Consider the following 20,545-nt stretch of genomic DNA (forward strand, 5'->3'; position numbering starts at 1 on the left):
GATTTTATAAACTTCTTCTTCTTAGCAACTTTGTATAAACTAAATGGACAATCATGACTATTCAACAAGAAGTAGATTTTCAACGTATCGCCAAGGCAATACATTTCTTACAAGAAAATTTCAGAACTCAACCCACACTGGGACAGATCGCTTCTCATGTCTACATGAGTGAAGCTCATTTCCAACGGATGTTTACCTCCTGGGCAGGCACAAGCCCAAAGAAGTTCTTGCAATATATAAGTTTAAATCACGCCAAATCACTATTGAAGGAAAACAATATTGCAGAAACGACTTTTCAGCTGGGTCTTTCAAGTAGCAGCAGATTACATGAACTGTTTATCAATATCGAAGGGATGACACCTGCTGAGTACAAGAATGAAGGTGCCAATCTGCTCATTTCATACTATTATTATGAAACACTTTTTGGCCCCATCATTATCGCCTCTACTTCAAAAGGCATCTGTCATATTGCTTATGAAGAAGATAAAGAATCTGCGTTCGAAACGCTTCAAAAGCGCTTCCCAAACGCAAAATACATACTGCGGCAGGATGTAATGCATGAAAATGCACTAAAAGCATTAAATCCACAGGATAATGATATCGGTCAGGTGAAATTGCATCTCAAAGGAACAGAATTTCAGTTGAAGGTATGGGAAGCACTGTTAAAAATTCCCATGGGTAATTTAAGCACTTATGGTTCGATTGCTTCTCAAATTGGAAATCCCAAGGCTTCACGTGCAGTAGGCACAGCCATTGGCAGTAACCCTATTGCTTATCTAATTCCCTGCCATCGGGTTATCCAAAACAGTGGCATATTTGGTGGTTATCGTTGGGATCCGATAAGAAAGACAGCGATTATCGGCTGGGAGAGCCTCCACACTGCAATATAAGTCAACAAAATAGTAAGGATAACATGGAACTTTTCGACAATCTTTTTGATGGAAACAAAAATATACTTCCCTATGACGGGACAGTCAATTACTATGGCAAAATACTAGATCCGCAACAAGCGAATCACTATTTTAACCAGTTGATGAATTCCATCGAATGGGTAAACGATCGTGCGATTATTTTCGGAAACGAAATTATCACTAAACGCAAAGTTGCCTGGTATGGGGATCAGGCTTTTGAATATAGCTATTCCAATACCACCAAAAGAGCTCTCCCCTGGACAAAAGAACTACTCGAGCTAAAAACACTTGCTGAATTAAAAACACAGGAAACTTATAATTCTTGTTTATTGAATCTATATCACAATGGTGATGAAGGTATGGCCTGGCATAGTGACGGAGAAAAAGACCTAAAGAAAAATGGCGCAATTGCTTCTTTAAGTTTTGGAGCCGAAAGAAAGTTTGCATTCAAGCACAAAACGACAAAAGAAAAAGTAGATCTTATTTTGGGAAATGGTAGTCTCTTAGTTATGAAGGATCTTACACAGACGTATTGGTTACACCGTCTCCCTCCTACGAAGAAGGTATTTATGCCTCGTGTGAATTTGACCTTCAGAACTATTGACAATTTTCAATAACATGGACAATTGATTCGTCAAGCTGATTATTTTAAAGTTACCCATCCATATAGGAAAGGATAATCAGCACTGAAATCATCAGCAGCAAAGACATCAACTTTATGTTGGGAGCTGACCTAAGTGCATAACAATTTCATTTTCAGAGAATGTTCAGTTATAAATTTGACAGGAATTGTGTCAATCTCTCAATAAGAAGGAGATTGACACAAATAACGTTGTTACTTTACAGCTTCCCAATCATTGTCTTTGGCGGTGTAATCCATAAAAACGCCACCATCCAGCGTAATTTTTTTCACTTTCTTTGAAGATGACCAACTGATCGTTGCCTGTTTTTCATTCTGTTGCCAAATTGCAGGTGTTTGATGTTTTGTCTCCAAAGTGCCGTCTGTATAGGTAATCAAGACGTCAAAAGGCACCGCAAATCCACCTACGTTTGTGATCGACAAGGTATTTTTATTGCCAGACTGCTTAAAGCTATCCGCCTTTAAATCAATGTAATTATTGGTAAAATACCAGTTCTTCCAAAACCAATTTAAATTCTGACCAGCTCCAGCATTGATACTATAAAAGAAATCCCACGGCGTAGGGTGTTTACCATGCCAATGGTCCATATAATGATGTAAGGCTTTTTTGAAAACCGCATCACCTAAATAATCCCGTAGCGCGATATACGATAAGGCAGCTTTGATATAGGCATTATTTCCGTAACCCAGACCATTTAACTGTGAAGTCATCGTAATCAAAGGCTGATCCTCTTCTGTGGATGGGTCGAAGATATATCGTTTCACGCGTGACTCTTTGAAAAGCTCCTTATTCTTTTCGGCTCCGATCTCCGCATTACCAATCCAAAATTCAAGCGCTGTAGCCCAGCCTTCATCCATATAACCATATCGGGTCTCATTGATCCCCATGTAAAAAGGGAAATAGGTATGTGCGATCTCATGATCTGCTGTTTGTCGGGCGTCAACAAAATTGTCGGGCACACTCGAATCATTGATCATCATCGGGTATTCCATATCCGCAAATCCCTGTACTGCTGTCATTGTCGGATAAGGGTAGGTTACACCGGGCCAATTTTTGGAAAACCAGTCGATACAGTATTGCTGCCAGCCAATATATTGCTCAAAATCGGGTGTACCAGCAACATAACTGGATTGTACACTGACCCGTTTGGTTCCTAAGTCCACACTGCCGGCATCCCAAATATAATTGTCGCTCACACTGAAACAAAAATCAGGAACATAGGTCGCTTTAAACTTCCACTTGTTCCATTCTTGCTGCGCGGTGACCTTACCCGCCTTCATCTCAGAGGCTGTAGCAACATGGATAGGCTCATCACTTTTTTTCGATTGCTCGAAGCGTTCCAAAATAGGCTTTTGTAATACTTCTGCCGCATTCTGAAGCTCGCCTGTGGCCCAGACAACAAAATTTTTGGGTACAGCAATCTCAAACAGATAATCATTGAAACCATTATAGAACTCCTGTCTACCGTTATGCTCCAAAACATCCCAGCCATTGTAATCATCATAAACAGATACACGTGGATAGGAATAAGCACAATAGAAAGTAGATGCATTGAGCATGCCATCGCGGTCGCTCTCAACCGATAACGGATACTCCCAGCTAATCTCTAGGGTTGCCACCGTCCCGGGAAGAATTTTCTGCCCAAAATCACCGAGTTTGACTGTTCCCCAATCCTTGCTGTTTACTTCGTAAACCTGTCCGTTGAGCTTAAAGGATTTTATCTTTAACCCGGATGTCAAATAGTCGTCCGAAGCATAGTTAGCACGCGCAGCATTGGGTTTGTGGACATTGTTCACAAATCGGATCGCCAATTGCTTCAATGTATCAAGGCTATTATTGCTGTATAAAATGGTTTCATTTCCGCGGACGGTCTTCGCGATAGGATCCAACTGTACCTTGACATCATATTTCCCAAAGTTTTGCCAGTAATTTTTACCAGGCACACCGGTTGTGGTCCGCGTGCCTTTTTCAATGGCTTGTTTAATATTCCTGGGTGTATAGAGTTCCTGTGCTTGCGCAAAACCTGTTAACAACAGTAGGGCCAAACCGCAGCTATATATATTCTGTCTGATCATATCTCCGAATTAAATAATCAAAACTAAGATAAATTTCCCCTTACTTCCAAGTTTAATTAACCGATTCTCCCGTAACACTAAAAATTGCTCCACGCGCACAGTTATCATATAGCCCCTAGACGGTTCAAGCAGACAAATAGTTTTTCACGGTGATTCGCTCGGGCCAATAGCAGTGCTTTATGGAATTGGCTTTTATCCTTTTAGAAAACATTTTAATATTTTTGACGTTTAGATCTAAGATAAACCCCAAGGTATGCAGCAATTTTTACGTCATCGTTATTTATTCACTTTCATTTTTTTACTACCCTGCTTTCTGCTGATACCCAATAGGCTTGTGGCTCAATCTGAAACTGAGATAGATTCGGCTTCCGTCTATAAAAAGCAACGTGATTCGATTCTGGCGAGCCAATATGATATCTCGGACTTGATCGGCCGGATTATTCACCCCAAACGTAAAAAGGAAAAATCCAGCAAACGTTCTCCGATTACCTTAATGCCAAACATTGCCTATAATCCGACGATTGGTGGACAGATTGGTGTCAAGGCTGTTGCGGGAAAAGTTCTGGGTGATCCCAAAACAACCACCATGTCAATCGCAGCAACTTCAGCCTCTATTACGACCAAAAACATCATGGTTTTCTATATTAGCCACAATGTATTTACCCCTAACAATAAACTGAATTTTCAAGGAGCTTTTGCATTGGTCAAAATGGTTGCCCTAGACGCAGGTTTGGGTATGACCGCACCGGGGAAATGGAATAATGAAGAAGAGGAAATACTTGCTAATCCCGAACATAAAAAATATGGTGCCAAATACAATGCCTTTACTTTTAACGAAAAGGTCTATAAAAAGGTGTCCGACGGATTGTTTTTAGGAGCTGGACTAGCCTTCGACCTGCGCCGGAAGATTACGAGCAGTGGCCCCAATGGAAATGTTACCCCAAATACCATTTATACCGAAAAACATGGTTTTGCTCCAGATAGCTACAATTCTAATGGCCTCCTATTGAATATGCAGTACACTACGCGGGATAATCCCAATAGACCCTACAAGGGGATCTATTCAGACATTGGCCTACGTTGGAATACCAAATTATTGGGCAGCAGTAAAAGTGCCGTCCAGCTCACGACCGACTTTCGGAAATACTTTAGTTTATCACAGTCAGATCCAGCACATGTGCTTGCTTTTTGGTATTGGGGTTCTTATAAACTTGGTGGTGTCCTCCCCTACTTCGACCTCCCTGGTACAGGAAGAGATGCCGCTGTAAGGACAGGTCGCGGGTATACAATTGGTTATTTCAAGGGACCTTCTTTTGCTTATGCTGAAACAGAATACCGCTTTCCAATTTTAAAAAATCGCTTTTTGAGTGGTGCTGCATTTTTTAATCTCCAAAGTGCAAGTGATGAATTGGGCACAAAACTTTTTGAAAGATGGCAACCAGGCGGTGGTGCGGGATTACGCGTTCTGTTTAACAAGGCCACCCGAACAAACCTCTGTCTGGACTATGCTATAGGAAAATATGGGTCTCGTGGATTCTTTCTTGGATTGAACGAAGCATTTTAATTTATCGAAAGCGGCAAGACTTCTTTTCTATAAAATCATTAAATTAGCCGATATTGTGACTTCGTCTAAAATCCAATAGACGGAGTCCCCCATTGAAGATAAATACACATGAATTTACAGACAATTTTTCTATACCTTTTGCTTTTTGGATTTGCTTCCTGTCAGCAAACATCAAAATCTAATCCTCAGACTATTCCGACAAAAGACAGTACGGTCAATAACCAAAGTCAGCAGGTGGCTGAAAATCCCCATGCAGTGAAACCTCTGCTTGATACGTCTACCTATACTAATCCACGGTCCAATGAATTGGCCAATCAGCAACGACAACAGCTCGTCAAATTAGCTGATGAAGGGCTCTTTGGAAAATTACATCTAAAACTGCAAGCAGACCTTACCGAAGATCAAAAGAATTATTTCGAGACCCATACAAACCTCAATATATTGGCTCATACAAGAGGGGATATTTTTGGAAATAAAGGGAACGATTTTGCCTATGTTGTGTATGATAAAGAAAAATATCAAATTGAAATACTTCTTTTCGATCAGAAAAATAAACTCTTTAAAACACTGTATCGGGACGTACAAGTATCCAATTTGCTGCGTCAATCCGATTGTTACTATGCCAATGGAACAGTAGATTATAGTATTGGCGCAGAATTGATTTATCAAGAGGATTATATCCGTTCAAGTCAATCAAATTATTTGATTGATGAAAATGCATTCTCGATTGACAATATTTCAACCAATAATATCTTTGATCTAAAACGGGGCTGCTTAAGTAAGGATTTCCCGGCGAATGCGATGGCCAATACCCTGTGCATACCGACGAGCTCGGTATATGCCAATTATCAATGCTTGAAATATAATAGGACCAAAGCAGTTTTTGAAATTTACTTTAGCCAAGAATTTGCGGACTAGGCCAACCTAACCATTAACAATGAAAAGAAATTACCTACTTGCCGCAATTTGTCTATGTGGTAAATTATATGCCCAAACAACTGACAGCATCAACAATAGACTTGAACAGGTCGAAATTAAAGCTTATTTTAATAAACAACCCTTACTACGGCTTACATCATCAGCGGCCGTATTAAGTCAGCAGCGGATTCAATCTCAGCAATCGCCGGCACTTGTCGCTGTCATGAATACGGTACCCGGACTACGCATGGAAGAACGCTCTCCCGGAAGCTATCGCTTGGCATTACGGGGTAGCATGCTCCGTTCTCCGTTCGGTGTCCGTAATGTAAAGATCTATCTGGATGACTTTCCGCTCACAGATGCTGGAGGAAACACCTACCTCAATCTGATTGATCCTTACACAATAGACCAGATCAATATTTTGAAAGGACCTGATGGTTCTATTTATGGTGCCAATTCTGGCGGTGTAATCTCACTCTACAGCAAGGGTTTTAATACCCTGACCAAACCCGAAGTCAATTTACAGCTAACGGGTGGTTCATATGGATTATTTCAGCAGCAGCTCAATGCTGTGCTTCCAATCAATCAGACGCAGCAATTGGCGATCAATCAAAGCTGGACACGCAGTGACGGTTATCGACAACATTCATCTTTGAACAGGAAAACCATCCAGTTGAACTATAATTGGCAATATGCAAAGCATTCTGAACTCAAATTCACTGGGTTTTATGCTGACTTGGGATATCAAACTCCCGGAGGTCTTACTGCTGCACAAATGGAGAGCGATCGCCGGCAATCCCGACCCAAAGGTGGCCCGAATCCAAGTGCAACGGAACAAAAAGCAGCAATCTATGATAAAACTTTTTTTGGCGGCGTGAGCAACCAAACGAGTATCAGTTCTAAATTAACCCTGTTTGCCAATGTATTCGGTTCGTCCAACCAGATCAAAAACCCCTTTATCACCAATTATGAAAAAAGGGATGAAAAAAACTTGGGAACACGGCTCTATTTATCCTATGTTGATCAGCTTAGCAAAAACTTAAAGTATGAACTCCAAGTTGGTTTAGAGGCTCAAAAAGGTTGGTACGATATAGACAATTATGATAATAATCAAGGGCAGGCTGGTAATCCACAAGCCAAAGATAAGCTGGAAAATAGTCAACAGTCATTCTTTGCACGCACTCAGCTAGCTTGGTTGGAACGTCTTCAAGTCGAACTATCCATTGGACTCAATGAAAATAAAATCGCTTATCAACAACGTTATCCAGTTGCACAAGAGAATAAAGCAGCTATCAATTTTGGTAATACCTGGATGCCACGAGCCGCCCTCTCCTATTTGGCGATGCCAACACTAGCAGTCCGGGCTTCTATTTCAAAAGGGTTTTCAGCTCCGACAATTGCTGAAGTGCGCTCATCTGACAATATGATCAATAAGGACCTAAGGCCTGAGACTGGTACCAACCATGAATTCGGCGTTCGATGGCACCTGTGGAATCGTCGTGTGATATTAGATGCAGCAGCATATACCTATCAAATGGATGATGCCATTATTCGGCAAGTACGCGAATCTGGAGCAGAATATTTTCAGAATGCAGGAAAAATAGATCAGAAAGGAATTGAAGCTTCTATATTTGCCTATTTGTTAACACCAAGGTCAGCCGGACTGATCCGTAGTTTACAGGTCGGAAGCAATTTTTCATTAAATGACTATTCTTTCAAAAACTATCAGATTGGGGATAAAAATTACAGTGGCAACAAATTAACCGCTGTCCCAAAAACAGTTTGGGTAAATACCTTAAATGTTCTTTTCCCTTATCAACTTCATTTGGATCTACTTTCCAATTTAACCGCTGCCATACCATTGGATGACGCTAATACCGTTTATGCAAAACGTTACCATCTTTTACAAGGCAAAATATCCTGGAGCAAAGCTATAGGCCATGGACATAAAGTCAGTATTTTTGCTGGTGCCGACAATCTGTTGAACCAAAGATATAGCCTTGGCAATGACATCAATGCTTTCGGTGGTCGGTATTTCAATCCAGCCCCATTGCGAAATTATTATGGTGGCATGAATCTTAATTTTTAATATACTCCGTATGGATTTCCATCAACATACATTGACAACAATAGATTTCGGCACAGTAAGCCGTTACTCTTATTTTCCCTGGATGGATACCACCTTGGCAAATATCCAAATCAATGTCCTGGAGATGGAATTCAATCAAGCTACCTTTCACGTGGTCGAGAGCTATACGAATTTTCAGGTGATGGTTATTTACAAATCGCCTGTAACTTCACTTTTCTGCAACTGTGCGCAGAAAGGCTTTTGTACTCACCAGAAGGCGGCCTTAACTAAACTATTCGGCCAAGAAAATTGGTTATCTTTTTTCGACTTCAACCGTTATCGAAATCTACTAAAAAAGGCCGCTGTTCAGTATGGTTTAGAAAATGAGCAAGCGCTGGAAACCTATTTTTCGGCACAAGTTAAAGATGGAGATCTACAATTCGTCTTAAAAGACAAACACTTGACCTCCATAGATGATTTTGATCTACTGGAACCAAATGCAAGTCCCTCTAAACCTTCAAGTGAACAGCAGCATAGTTTTATTGTACTAACCCGCAATCGCTATTATAAGCAATTACAAGTCTTGTTATGCCAAGCGCCACATTCGAAATCGGGTATGCCTAAAAACCCTATTTCCGTCATCGAAAGTCAAACCCGTATCTGGCAAACTGATTCCATCGAAGAAACCCAGTTTTTTGCAGCGATCTACCAGCTTGCCCAACCTTTGCAACAAGCGGATGTCGCTATTGAACGCAGTTTGCGTGCTATTGCCAAAAATCCGCTGGTCCTGAATTTCTACCTCCACGATTATGAAAAAGCAGAAAATATAACGGCTACTTCGTTATTTCCGATTCAGATCAGTTTGAACAAGGGAGAGATTAAATTGTTAGTCGAGCAAAATGACGCATTCTATATTATAAAAGGGGAATTATCCATTCACGGTATCGCTTACGAGCTACAGGATCTGAGCATTCTGTTTGACCACTTTATCTTGATAAAAAAGCACCTCTACCTTGTTGAAAATAAACTTCACCTCAAGCTGATTCGCTTATTTGGAAACAAAGGAAATCAACTGCGCATACACCGCAACAAGTTTAAAGAGTTTAACGAGCTATTCCTAGAACCCCTCGCCAATTCAGTCGTGTTAAATTTCAAGGATATCCCCAAGGCCAGCAAACCACAGTTGAAGGAAAATCTCTACTATCAGGATATGCAAGCACTCCTTTTCATTGAGGAATCGGAAGACTTTGTCAACATTATACCTGTCATGCGTTATGGCGATGTTGAAGTGCCAATTTTGAGTAAAAGGAGCATTTTTGGAACTGATGCAAAAGGATCCCAATTTTTGGTCGAACGAAAAAAAGAAATAGAAACCAGAGTGATCTCACTGCTGCTCAAGCAGCATACTTATTTTCAGGAGCAATTGGATGATGATAGTTTTCAGCATCTCTATTTGCACCGCAAATATTTTCTGGATAAAGACTGGTTTTTGAATGCCTTCGATGAGTGGCATAATCAGGGTATCCAGATTATTGGGTTCAATACTTTGAGAGGAAATAAGCTAAGCCGTTTTAAAGGCAAAATACAAATTGAGGTATTAAGTGGACAAAATTGGTTTAATGCCAATATACAAGTCAAATTTGGTCCTAAAAGTGTTTCGCTGAAGAAACTTGAAAAAGCTGTTCGCAATCGTTCTCAATTTATCAATCTGGATGATGGTACGCTTGGTATTTTACCCGAGGAATGGCTGGAAAAATTTGAGGCCTATTTTAATGCAGCTGAAATCATCGAGGATGAACTTATTCAGATTCCCAAATATAAGTTTAGCGAAATCGACCTGCTTTTTGACAAAAAAGAGCTCGATCAGGAAGTATCAGCCGAGGTTAGCTATTTAAAAAATCAGCTTTCCTCTTTAGCAACATGCCCACCAGTAGAATTACCCGATATTTTTGTTGGAGATTTACGTACCTATCAGTTGCAAGGGCTGCAATGGCTCAACTTTTTGGACCAGTTAAATTTCGGAGCCTGCCTGGCTGATGATATGGGGTTGGGGAAAACTGTCCAAATCCTTGCCTTTCTGGCGACTCAAAAAGCAAAGGGTATATCCGCTCCGACACTGTTGGTTCTTCCGACCACACTGATTTTTAATTGGAAGCATGAAATTCAGCAATTCTTGCCATCTTTTAACATATTGATCCTCGAAGGACCAAACCGAAGCGATATAACTGACCAGTTTGAAGAACTGGATATCGTGCTTATTTCTTACCATAATCTACTGACCGACATCAATAGATTAAAAAAGTTGACATTCAACTATGTCGTACTCGATGAATCTCAACACATAAAAAATCCGGATTCACAACGGTACAAAGCAGTAAATCTATTGCAATCGAGAAACCGTATTATTCTTACAGGAACACCTATCGAGAATAACACAATGGATTTATTTGCACAGCTCTCGTTTACCGTTCCGGGCTTATTGGGCAATAAAAAGTATTTTAAAGACGTCTATACGACACCAATTGATGCTTTTCACGATCGCAAAAGAAAAAGGATACTGAAGGAAAAAATCAAGCCATTTATCCTCAGGAGAACAAAACAGGATGTATTGGATGATCTTCCCGTAAAAAATGAATTGGTACTCTATTGTGAAATGAAAACTGCGCAGCGTCGGATCTACGATCTCTATGAAAAGGAATTCCGTGAGTTTATTTCTGCTAAAGATGGGGATGAAATCAAGAAAAGTCCCATGCATGTTCTTAAAGGTTTGACCAAATTGCGTCAGATCTGCAATTCCAGTAAATTGCTTCAAAGTGAAGACCTGACATCTGCGGAAGATTCGGCAAAGATCGAAATGCTAGTGGAACAAATCCAACACAAAAAAGATCAACATAAAATCATCGTCTTCTCGCAATTTGTCAGCATGTTGCGACTGATTAAAGAAGCATTGGATAAGAATGGAATCCTCTCGCTTACATTGACCGGTCAGTCCAGAAACCGGGGACAGCTGGTCAGCGATTTCCAAACGGATCAAAATATCCATGTTTTTCTCATTAGCCTTAAAGCTGGCGGGACGGGTCTTAATCTCACAGCAGCAGATGTAGTCTATCTGGTCGATCCATGGTGGAATCCAGCCGTTGAACAACAGGCGATCGACCGTATCTATCGTATTGGCCAACGAAAGAATGTTACTGCCGTTCGTCTGATCAGTCCAAATACGGTTGAGGATAAAATTCAGACGCTACAACAGCATAAAAAAGAAATCAGCAGCACCATTCTTGAAGATGGTGGAAGTTTAAACGCTTTCTACCTCGATAAGGAATATCTATTGAAAATATTACGGTAGAAATTATTGATTATACATAAAAAGGGGCATGCATGGATGCCCCTTTTTATGTATAATGTACTATTAAATGCTATTTTTTATCAGAAATATAGGTTTTATTACCATTTCCATTGATGTAATATTTACCTCCTTTTGGACCTAGATAAACTGTATGACCGTTATATTTTTCGCTGGTTGCCTTATCGGCTGTTGCTACTGCGTCTTTTTTAACTGCAGACACCTGTTTTTGAGCTTTAGTAACGTCCTTCTTTACAGCTTTCTCTTTGGTTTCTACTTGAGCAGTTTTTGTCTCAGCAGCTTTCGTAGCTTCCTTCTTTACGGCTTTCTCTTTCGTTTCCACCTGAGCAGCTTTGGTTTCAGTAGCTTTTTTTGCTTGAGTAGATTTCTCTTTGGCTACTGCATCTTTCTTTTCCAACGCTTTCGCGGGGGCAGCTTTCGCTTTCGTTTCGGTCCCGGAGGCCTTAGTCTTTACCTCTTTTACTTTTTGTTCTGTTTTTTTTGCTTCTTTCTCCATTTTCTTAGGAGCAGTTTGCGCATAGGATTGTCCCAATCCAAATGTTGCGATCAGAGCTAATGCAGCTGTGATTTTTTTGAAACGATTTATTGATTTCATAACCCAATTGTTATTTAAATAATTATAGGTAAAAGTACAATACAAATGCCAAAATTTCTTTACAATATTTTTTTTAACAAAGCTTTAACTTAACTACATAATTACTTGATGATCTGCTTTCTATATTTCGAATCAATTATATATTTTACCCCTTTTGCATCCACAAAAACTTGCTTTCCATCATAGCGCTCGTCAAGCTGTTTATCCAAGGCTACACGATATAATGTGCTTGAACGGGAAGATGAGTATTTTATCCCACCTTTAGGCTTGCTATCTTCTACAACGGGAATCGAAACCTCTGTGGGCTGACTATCTACCTTATCTATAGTTTGTTGCTTTGCTCCTGAATTTTTGGCTTTATCATTGACGTCTAATTCCAATGCAACCACATTAGCCTGAATATTTAAAGGGAAAAAAGGATCTATCCAACGATTCGCAAAATGAAAATTTCCCTCCCAGCTACTGAAGGAAGTAAGCTGTTGACCGTTTACCCTGCCTGCCAACACGAAAATTGGCACTAGAAATAAACATCGTCTAAAGAATATTAATTCAACTCCAAACATATCTTTTTAACTTATCCCTCAATCACTTCCAAATAAAATGCCATGTACCTATTCCAATGAGATCTTTAACATTTTTTTAACTATCACAGACATCGGTGATCCCGAATGCCATACACTTTCCAATCGGTATCCGCGGGCACGGATAATGACCGGTGCTTTCTGCCCTCTAAAAGCACCGTAACTTAAGCTGGCTAAATCATCGCTGGAAACCTCCCGTCTCTCCCTTGCCAGATCATATTCTAGCGCTAATGACACGCATTCGGGCCGACCAAACTCTTCTTCAGCGAAAAAAATGCAACAAAGCCTCCGACAGATTCCGCTAGCGTGGCTTAGCTGATAAAGATTTCAGTAATATATCTAAACACGATACGTTGAGAAATTGCATACTTTTCAAACAATAGGCGAAGGTCATCGTATAAACTTTTATTTTCATCTCCTTCTTTAGGAAAATAAGAGGATGATCTTACCCTTCCCAGAAACGATTTTAGGTCGAATACCTGCTGGTTAGGTAAGGACACTTTCGTCATTGGCCTATCCGCAAAAAAACTCCGAAGGTCGTCATCAGTTATATTTTTATGACTGACAGATTGATAATTAGGGATATGATTACGCAAAAACTGTTCATATTCCTGCTGGAAAGCATCCGCTGGATCACGTTGATTCCACACCAAGACGATATGACCAGTTTTTGTAAGAATACGATTGAATTCGTTGTAACTGGCTTTCCGATCGAACCAATGAAAAGACTGTCCGGCGAAAATTAAATCCACACAACCCGATTCTATGGATGTATCTTCAGCGGTTGCATTTAATGCAATTAAATTCCGATAGGTTTTAAAATGGTGTATTAAAGATTCCCGCATCTCCCGGTTGGGCTCAACAGCAAAGACATCATTTCCATTTTCTAAAAACAGCTGTGTTGATAAACCTGTGCCACTACCAATATCCGCAACCAGCCATTTCTTATCCAAACCTATCTTTTCTTTAAGAATCTGAATAATTTCCTTTGGATAATTGGGTCTAAATTTTTCATAATCCACAACCCGGTCTGTAAATCGCTCAATACTATTTTTGTTCATGTTAGATTGTCCTATAGCTATTCGATTATATCTTCATCTCTGAAGCTATAATATCCATTGTCTGTAAAGATCAGGTGATCATTTACCCTAATATCCATAATTTTTGATGCTTCGACAATTTTTTGCGTCAGAATTCTGTCAGCATTACTGGGTTGCAAAGTCCCAGAAGGATGGTTGTGAATCAATACGATAGAATGTGCTTTTATTGCGAGGGCATTTCTTAGGATGATTCGAACATCTACCGGTGTAAAATCATTTCCACCACGACCAATGAGCTGTTGATCCAATAATTTGCATCCAGTATTCAGATATAGTGTCCAAAACTCCTCATGTGGTAAATCCTGTAGAATGGGTTTCATAAAATCATACACGCGCTTGCTGCTATTTAAGATCTTCTTTTCTTCTACTGGGGACCCCTTCTTACGTCTCCCCAGCTCCAACGCTGCAATAATCGAGATGGCTTTAGCCTCACCAATACCTTTATATCGACTCAATTCACTGACTTCCATCTTCGAGACTGTGTCTAAGCTATTGTTCGCATCGGCCAATATACGTCGGCATAGCTCCACTGCACTTTCGTCCATTGAGCCAGACCCGATCAATATTGCCAATAACTCTGCATCGGAAAGGGCCCTCCGTCCTAAATTTAATAATTTTTCGCGGGGTCGATCCGCCTCAGACCATTCCCTGATAACTAATTTGTGCAGATTTGACATTGTTAAAACTTTAATTGGCTAGCTCACATAAATATACAAAATATTTCGCATTATTTTCAGGTCGTTGATCCGTAGATAGATCAATTAAAAAAAAATGGAGATTACGAATTACTTCACATTTCACTCTGAAACATTATCTTTGTATTTCATAAAAATTTTTGAACATGAGTAAAGCGATTATTAAAACAGAAAAAGGCGACATGACTGTGGATTTCTACACAGCTGATGCTCCAAATACAGTAGCAAATTTTATTAAACTTGCTAAATCAGGTTATTATGATGGTTTGGCTTTTCACCGTGTTATCCCTGATTTTGTTATTCAAGGTGGTTGCCCAAATTCACGTGAAGGTGCTGCAGGCATTCCTGGAACAGGTGGTCCTGGTTATAAAATCGATTGTGAATTAACTGGAGAGAATCAATATCATGACAGAGGTGTATTGTCAATGGCGCATGCGGGTCGCAATACAGGTGGTTCTCAATTTTTCATTTGCCACAGCCGCAATAATACAGCCCACTTAGACCGTAATCATACTTGTTTCGGAAAAGTAATTGAGAATGTTGATTTGGTAGATGATATTAGACAAGGAGACCGTATTTTATCAATTGAAGTAATCGAAGATTAATTCTTGAAGATTTAAAAAAAATTAAAATGAATTTAAGAGCATTAGTATCTGTAACTGGTAAACCAGGATTGTTCAAGTTGGTTGGACAAAATAAAGGTGGTTTTATTTTAGAAACCCTTGATCAAGCGAAAATTAAGTCGATAGTAAGTTTATCTTCGACAAAAATGGCTACATTGGAAGATATCACCATTTATGGTGAAGAAGAAGAAATCCGTCTTTTAGATATTTTCGAAACCATTAAAGAAAAAGGTCTAACATTACCGGACACAAAATCGGATGGTGCTACATTGCGGGATTTCTTCCGTGAAGTTGCTCCTGGCCATGATGAATCTCGTGTATATACATCAGACATCAAGAAAGTTATTACTTGGTACAATATTATCAAGGAATTCCCTTTATTTGAAGAAGAAGCACCAGCTCCTTTGGTATAACAGGATAGCGAATAAATAGGAAAGGAGTTGATATGATCAACTCCTTTCCTATTTATTCATGCTTTGTTGTTATGCCTCGTTTCATAAAAAAGCCCCAGATTTTTCTCCGAGGCTCTAATTATCAACAATTATCTTTTACGGGCTACTTATTCCCAAATTAAGACTAGTGGCCTTTCGGTTCCACATCTACACGTTTGATATCTGCCCCTAGTTTACGTAGACGCTCCTCGATATCTTGATATCCACGTTCGATCTGTTCGATATTATGGATCACAGATTTTCCTTTCGCCGATAATGCTGCGATCAATAAGGATACTCCCGCACGAATATCTGGAGATGTCATTTCGATACCTTTCAAAGAATGCGATTTATTCATACCAATTACTGTAGCACGATGTGGATCACACAAAATGATCTGTGCCCCCATATCGATCAATTTATCGACAAAGAACAATCTGCTTTCAAACATCTTTTGGTGAATCAATACATTGCCTTTCGCTTGTGTTGCTACCACGAGAATGATACTCAATAGATCCGGTGTAAACCCTGGCCATGGTGCATCCGAGATTGTCAAGATAGAGCCATCTATAAAAGTATCAATTTCGTAAGAATCCTGCGCTGGAATAAAAATATCATCCCCACGCAATTCAAACTGAATACCCAAACGGGAGAATACCGATGGAATTACACCCAATTCTTGGAAACAAACATCTTTAATAGTAATTTCTGAGCCGGTCATTGCTGCTAAGCCTATAAAAGAGCCGATTTCGATCATATCAGGCAACATGCGATGTGACGTTCCACCAAGACGTTGTACCCCCTCAATGGTCAACAAATTGGATCCAATACCTGATATCTTAGCGCCCATGCGATTCAACATTTTACAAAGCTGTTGCAAATAAGGTTCACATGCAGCGTTGTAGATCGTTGTTACTCCTTTGGCCAATACAGCAGCCATAACGATATTTGCCGTACCAGTCACAGAAGCTTCGTCCAATAAGATATAATTACCTTTTAACTCTGTTGCATCCACATTAAAGAAATGTGTGGCAGCATCGTAAACGAATTTAGCGCCTAGTTTTTCGAAACCTAGAAAGTGAGTATCCAAACGTCTACGGCCAATTTTATCACCTCCTGGTTTAGGGATGGCAGCCTTTCCGAATCGAGCCAGTAACGGCCCTACAATCATAATGGATCCACGTAAGCCGCCACCTTTTTCTTTAAATTCAGGTGATTGGAAATAATCTATATTAATATCTTTCGCTTCAAAAACGTACGTATCTTTATCTATTCGATCAATTTTAACACCCAATGCGGCCAACAAATCAATTAACTTATTGACATCCTTAATATCGGGAATATTACTGATGGTCATGGGTTCCTCAGTCAGTAAAACCGCTGACAGAATTTGTAAAGCTTCATTTTTTGCTCCCTGAGGAATAATCTCTCCCTTTAACGGTTTTCCACCGATTATTTCAAATGCATTCATTTATATAACTGATATCTTCTTATTACAACAAAACCCGACTCATAATTTAGCTTATGTCACTAAATGACATTCCGGGATTCTTAAAATCGATAAATTGTATTGAAAAAATTTTGTGGAACTGTCTAATCAACAATCCTGAGTCGTCTAGGATCCTATTGATCGATCAACTAAACCAGGACTGACAGACAAATCCATACTATAAATAAAGAAGGCAATTGTAAAGAAATCTATGAATCACTTCGCAATTGCCTGCTTCTTAAATCAAAAACTTAAAGAACTAGCCTCTTTTATTATTGTAATTATTTTGAGGTTTTCTATTTCTATTGTTGTTGTTATTATTGTTACTGCTATTGCTACCAAAGTTGTTACGCTTCATATTGTTATTGTTATTTGACATACGAGGCTTACCACTACCACCGCCGCCTTTCGACTGATAACCTGAAGAGCTATTATTGTTGCTATTGCTATTATTGTTTCCACCAGAGTTGCTCGTTGTAGGACCTTTGATACGATTTCCTGGAGGCGGGGTTTTAAAATCAAGTTTAGTCAATACCGTACCTTCAGGTAAAGTTAATTGATATCCTGACAATTCTTTCAGATCCTGAATAATCAATTCATCAGATACTGAATCCTTGTTCCAAGTGACGTATGCCATTTTCATAAAATTAGCGATGCCGATAACCATCTGCTCGCGCTTAGGTTCATCAGTTACCTTCAACGCCTTATCGATCATTTTCTCCACTGTAAATCCATAGTGTTTGAATTTAATCGAATGTTGTGGATAGCCTAAGTGTTCAACTTCGTGTTTAACACTTTTTGCTGTGGCAATAGGATATGGCGAGTCGATATCAAGCTTAAAATCAGAGATAATCTGTAAGTGATCCCAAAGTTTATGCTTAAAATCTGAAACGTCTCTTAAATGTGGATTCAACACTCCCATCATGTCGATCACGATCTGGGCATGTTTATTTCTTTCTTCCTTTGTGGGTAAACTACAGATGTAATCTACCATATTTTGCACATTGCGGCCATATTCTGCAAGGATCAATTTTGGCCTAGTGCTGTTGTAGTCAAAGTTCATATAGCTAATATAAGTACCTAATTAAACGGTTAAGATCTCGTTTTGGTATTTTATTATTGAATTATTCTAAGTTTTGCAAATTTAAGCAACAATTGTTTCTGTCCCAACTCTTTAAAGAAAATAGTTGCTTTTATATCTCCTTTGTTTCCTTCGAGATTGACAACTTTACCAAATCCAAAACGTTCATGTTCAACTTCCATGCCGACCTGAAGATTTGATGTGTCAGAAGGAGCAAAACCCGCAGTAGGTTTGTGGGCTTTTGGCAGTATAGACGTTGTTTTAACCATTGCTTTAGGCTTAGGTTTAGAAAACGTATCATCACTGTCCTTTTGTTGCCATGCAATTCGTTCGCCTTGAAAACTGCCGGCTGAGGCGGAAGTTTGTCGTGGTTTAAAATCCAGTGCAAGACAAGCAGGATTCAATTCATCCAAAAAACGACTGGGTTCGCAATTATTCAACGTTCCCCAACGATATCGCGAAGTAGCATACGAAAGTAGTAATTTTTTTTCAGCTCTCGTAACAGCAACGTAAAAAAGTCTTCGTTCTTCCTCTAATTCTGTCCTGGAATTCAATGACAACTGAGACGGAAACAAGTTTTCTTCTAGACCTACGATAAAAACAACGGGAAATTCTAGTCCTTTAGAAGAGTGTATTGTCATCAAAGAAACTGTATCCGCATTTGGGTCTTTATCGTTGTCGTCATTGGTCAATAACGCGATATCCTGCATATAGATGTCGAGACCACGGTCTTCAATATCTTCCCTTTCAGAAAACTCTTTGATACCATTGAGTAGCTCCTGAATATTTTCATAACGTGCCAACCCTTCTACCGACTTATCCTCGTAAAGTTCTTTCAAGATACCACAATGCTGTGCAATATGCATGGCGGTATCAAATGCGTTGCTATTTTTAGCCAAAGCCTGAAAACTCTGTACCATCTGCGCAAAACCACCTACTGAGGTCGCACTACGACCATCCAGGAAATGAGCCGCATTGGCAACAACATCCCAAATACGATATTGATTTTGATCTGCAGCAATCATAATCTTTTCTATGGTTGTATCTCCGATTCCCCGCCGTGGGTAATTGATGACACGTTTCAATGCTTCCTCATCATTAGGATTGAAGGTAAGACGGAAATAAGCGATCAGATCTTTAATTTCCTTACGTTGGTAAAAGGATGTGCCACCATAGATCTTATAAGGTATATTGATCTTACGCAGTGCTTCCTCCATCGCACGTGATTGGGCATTGGTACGATAAAGAATCGCAAAATCTTTGTAATAGAGCCCCTTTAACGATTTTTCCTCAATAATCTGGTCCGCAACGATCTTCCCTTCTTCATTATCGGAAAAAGCACGTGAAACTTTTATTTTTTCTCCTTCTTCATTATCCGAAAAAACATTCTTTTCCAGCTGGTTCTGATTATTGGCGATCACCGAGTTTGCCGCATTGACAATCATTTTGGTGGATCTATAATTCTGCTCCAATTTGAAAATCTTCACGTCCGGATAATCTTTCTGAAAATTCAGAATATTCTGGATATTCGCTCCCCGAAAGGCATATATTGACTGCGCATCATCACCAACAACACAGATATTTTCATTGACTGCGGCCAGTCGTTTTACAATTAGATATTGAGAAAAGTTAGTATCCTGATACTCATCGACCATCAGGTAACGGAATTGATGCTGGTATTTGTGCAATACCTCTGGATGCTTATTCAATAAAACATTTGTCTTGAACAGGAGATCATCGAAATCCATGGCACCTGCGCGATAACAGCGTTGTGCATAGGTCATGTAAATCTGTCCCAATTGCCCACGTCCATTCGAAATATCTTCGGCTAATATAGCTTCATTTTTATTGTATTCCTGCGGCGATATCAAGTTATTCTTGGCTTGTGATATCCGGCCATAAACATGATTGACGTTGTACAATTTGTCATCCAGATTCATCTCCTTTAGGATGGCACGCAGCAGACTTTTGGTATCGTCCGTATCGTAGATGGTAAAATTTCTAGGGTATCCTATTAGTTCAGCTTCTACGCGAAGTATCTTTGCGAACACCGAGTGGAATGTTCCCATCCAAATATTTTTCGCTTCACTCCCTACCACTGAAACAATACGCGCGCGCATCTCCTTTGCCGCTTTATTCGTAAATGTCAACACCAAGATATTGAATGGATCAACGCCTTTTTGAATCAAATGCGCGACACGATAAGTAATCACCCGTGTTTTTCCTGAACCAGCTCCTGCAACAATCATGACAGGGCCTTCTGTTTGCTCTACGGCTCCTCGTTGTGAAGGGTTTAAACCCGCTAAATAATCCAAATTAACTCCTTAAATTTTAAAACCTGAGAATAGGGTATAAAAGTACAAATTTCCAATTGATCACTAAGGCAATCACACCAATATTTTTGCACAA

Annotated in this window: 17 protein-coding genes; 8 read left to right on the forward strand and 9 right to left on the reverse strand. The window is 39.6% G+C overall.

Annotated elements, in window-relative coordinates:
- Positions 1–53 precede the first annotated feature (53 nt).
- Both OGI71_RS14890 and OGI71_RS14895 read left to right on the forward strand, forming a co-directional pair.
- Positions 54–890 (forward strand): methylated-DNA--[protein]-cysteine S-methyltransferase, encoded by an 837-nt coding sequence (locus OGI71_RS14890; RefSeq protein WP_282249961.1) that lies wholly within the window; start codon positions 54–56, stop codon positions 888–890.
- Positions 891–913: 23 nt separating this feature from the next.
- Complete coding sequence (locus OGI71_RS14895; protein ID WP_282249963.1) at positions 914–1,528, forward strand: alpha-ketoglutarate-dependent dioxygenase AlkB; 615 nt, start codon at positions 914–916, stop codon at positions 1,526–1,528.
- Positions 1,529–1,746: 218 nt separating this feature from the next.
- On the opposite strand, the gene OGI71_RS14900 is transcribed toward OGI71_RS14895, so the two are convergent.
- Entirely contained in the window at positions 1,747–3,627 is a 1,881-nt protein-coding gene (locus OGI71_RS14900) for a M1 family metallopeptidase (RefSeq protein ID WP_282249975.1), read from the reverse strand.
- A 253-nt stretch (positions 3,628–3,880) separates the two neighbouring features.
- Between OGI71_RS14900 and OGI71_RS14905 the strand changes: the two genes are divergently transcribed.
- The 4 genes from OGI71_RS14905 (at position 3,881) to OGI71_RS14920 (ending at position 11,523) form a co-directional block, all read left to right on the forward strand.
- On the forward strand, positions 3,881–5,191 hold the full coding sequence (locus tag OGI71_RS14905) for a BamA/TamA family outer membrane protein (RefSeq protein WP_282249976.1): 1,311 nt from the start codon (positions 3,881–3,883) through the stop codon (positions 5,189–5,191).
- 108 nt (positions 5,192–5,299) lie between these two features.
- Positions 5,300–6,109 (forward strand): hypothetical protein, encoded by an 810-nt coding sequence (locus OGI71_RS14910; RefSeq protein WP_282249977.1) that lies wholly within the window; start codon positions 5,300–5,302, stop codon positions 6,107–6,109.
- 19 nt (positions 6,110–6,128) lie between these two features.
- Positions 6,129–8,198 carry a TonB-dependent receptor gene (locus OGI71_RS14915; protein WP_282249979.1) on the forward strand — a complete coding sequence of 690 codons (2,070 nt, stop codon included), beginning with the start codon at positions 6,129–6,131 and terminating at the stop codon, positions 8,196–8,198.
- Between the two features lie 10 nt (positions 8,199–8,208).
- Positions 8,209–11,523 (forward strand): DEAD/DEAH box helicase, encoded by a 3,315-nt coding sequence (locus tag OGI71_RS14920; protein WP_282249980.1) that lies wholly within the window; start codon positions 8,209–8,211, stop codon positions 11,521–11,523.
- A gap of 70 nt (positions 11,524–11,593) precedes the next feature.
- Here the strand turns inward: OGI71_RS14920 and OGI71_RS14925 are convergent, their stop codons facing one another.
- From OGI71_RS14925 to radC, 5 genes are all read right to left on the reverse strand, one after another.
- Positions 11,594–12,136: a hypothetical protein gene (locus OGI71_RS14925; protein WP_282249981.1), complete on the reverse strand. Its 543-nt coding sequence runs from the start codon at positions 12,134–12,136 to the stop codon at positions 11,594–11,596.
- A 101-nt stretch (positions 12,137–12,237) separates the two neighbouring features.
- Positions 12,238–12,699 carry a hypothetical protein gene (locus OGI71_RS14930; RefSeq protein WP_282249982.1) on the reverse strand — a complete coding sequence of 154 codons (462 nt, stop codon included), beginning with the start codon at positions 12,697–12,699 and terminating at the stop codon, positions 12,238–12,240.
- 48 nt (positions 12,700–12,747) lie between these two features.
- Positions 12,748–12,954: a hypothetical protein gene (locus OGI71_RS14935; protein WP_282249984.1), complete on the reverse strand. Its 207-nt coding sequence runs from the start codon at positions 12,952–12,954 to the stop codon at positions 12,748–12,750.
- A gap of 74 nt (positions 12,955–13,028) precedes the next feature.
- On the reverse strand, positions 13,029–13,778 hold the full coding sequence (locus tag OGI71_RS14940) for a class I SAM-dependent methyltransferase (protein WP_282249986.1): 750 nt from the start codon (positions 13,776–13,778) through the stop codon (positions 13,029–13,031).
- A 17-nt stretch (positions 13,779–13,795) separates the two neighbouring features.
- The gene (gene radC / locus OGI71_RS14945) at positions 13,796–14,494 is read right to left on the reverse strand and encodes a DNA repair protein RadC (RefSeq protein ID WP_282249987.1); all 699 of its coding nucleotides are present in this window, start codon (positions 14,492–14,494) and stop codon (positions 13,796–13,798) included.
- A 164-nt stretch (positions 14,495–14,658) separates the two neighbouring features.
- On the opposite strand from radC, the gene OGI71_RS14950 reads away from it, so the two are divergent.
- Positions 14,659–15,117, forward strand: coding sequence for a peptidylprolyl isomerase (locus OGI71_RS14950; RefSeq protein ID WP_120261942.1), 459 nt, complete (start codon positions 14,659–14,661; stop codon positions 15,115–15,117).
- Positions 15,118–15,143: 26 nt separating this feature from the next.
- Positions 15,144–15,548: a DUF5606 domain-containing protein gene (locus OGI71_RS14955; RefSeq protein ID WP_120261943.1), complete on the forward strand. Its 405-nt coding sequence runs from the start codon at positions 15,144–15,146 to the stop codon at positions 15,546–15,548.
- A 163-nt stretch (positions 15,549–15,711) separates the two neighbouring features.
- Here the strand turns inward: OGI71_RS14955 and murA are convergent, their stop codons facing one another.
- The 3 genes from murA to OGI71_RS14970 form a co-directional block, all read right to left on the reverse strand.
- Complete coding sequence (gene murA / locus OGI71_RS14960; protein WP_282249989.1) at positions 15,712–17,037, reverse strand: UDP-N-acetylglucosamine 1-carboxyvinyltransferase; 1,326 nt, start codon at positions 17,035–17,037, stop codon at positions 15,712–15,714.
- 277 nt (positions 17,038–17,314) lie between these two features.
- Complete coding sequence (locus OGI71_RS14965; protein WP_282249990.1) at positions 17,315–18,118, reverse strand: DUF4290 domain-containing protein; 804 nt, start codon at positions 18,116–18,118, stop codon at positions 17,315–17,317.
- Positions 18,119–18,171: 53 nt separating this feature from the next.
- Entirely contained in the window at positions 18,172–20,451 is a 2,280-nt protein-coding gene (locus OGI71_RS14970; RefSeq protein WP_282249992.1) for a UvrD-helicase domain-containing protein, read from the reverse strand.
- Between the last annotated feature and the right edge of the window lie 94 nt (positions 20,452–20,545).

The organism is Sphingobacterium sp. ML3W (genome assembly GCF_029542085.1).
Taxonomy (GTDB): Bacteria; Bacteroidota; Bacteroidia; order Sphingobacteriales; family Sphingobacteriaceae; genus Sphingobacterium.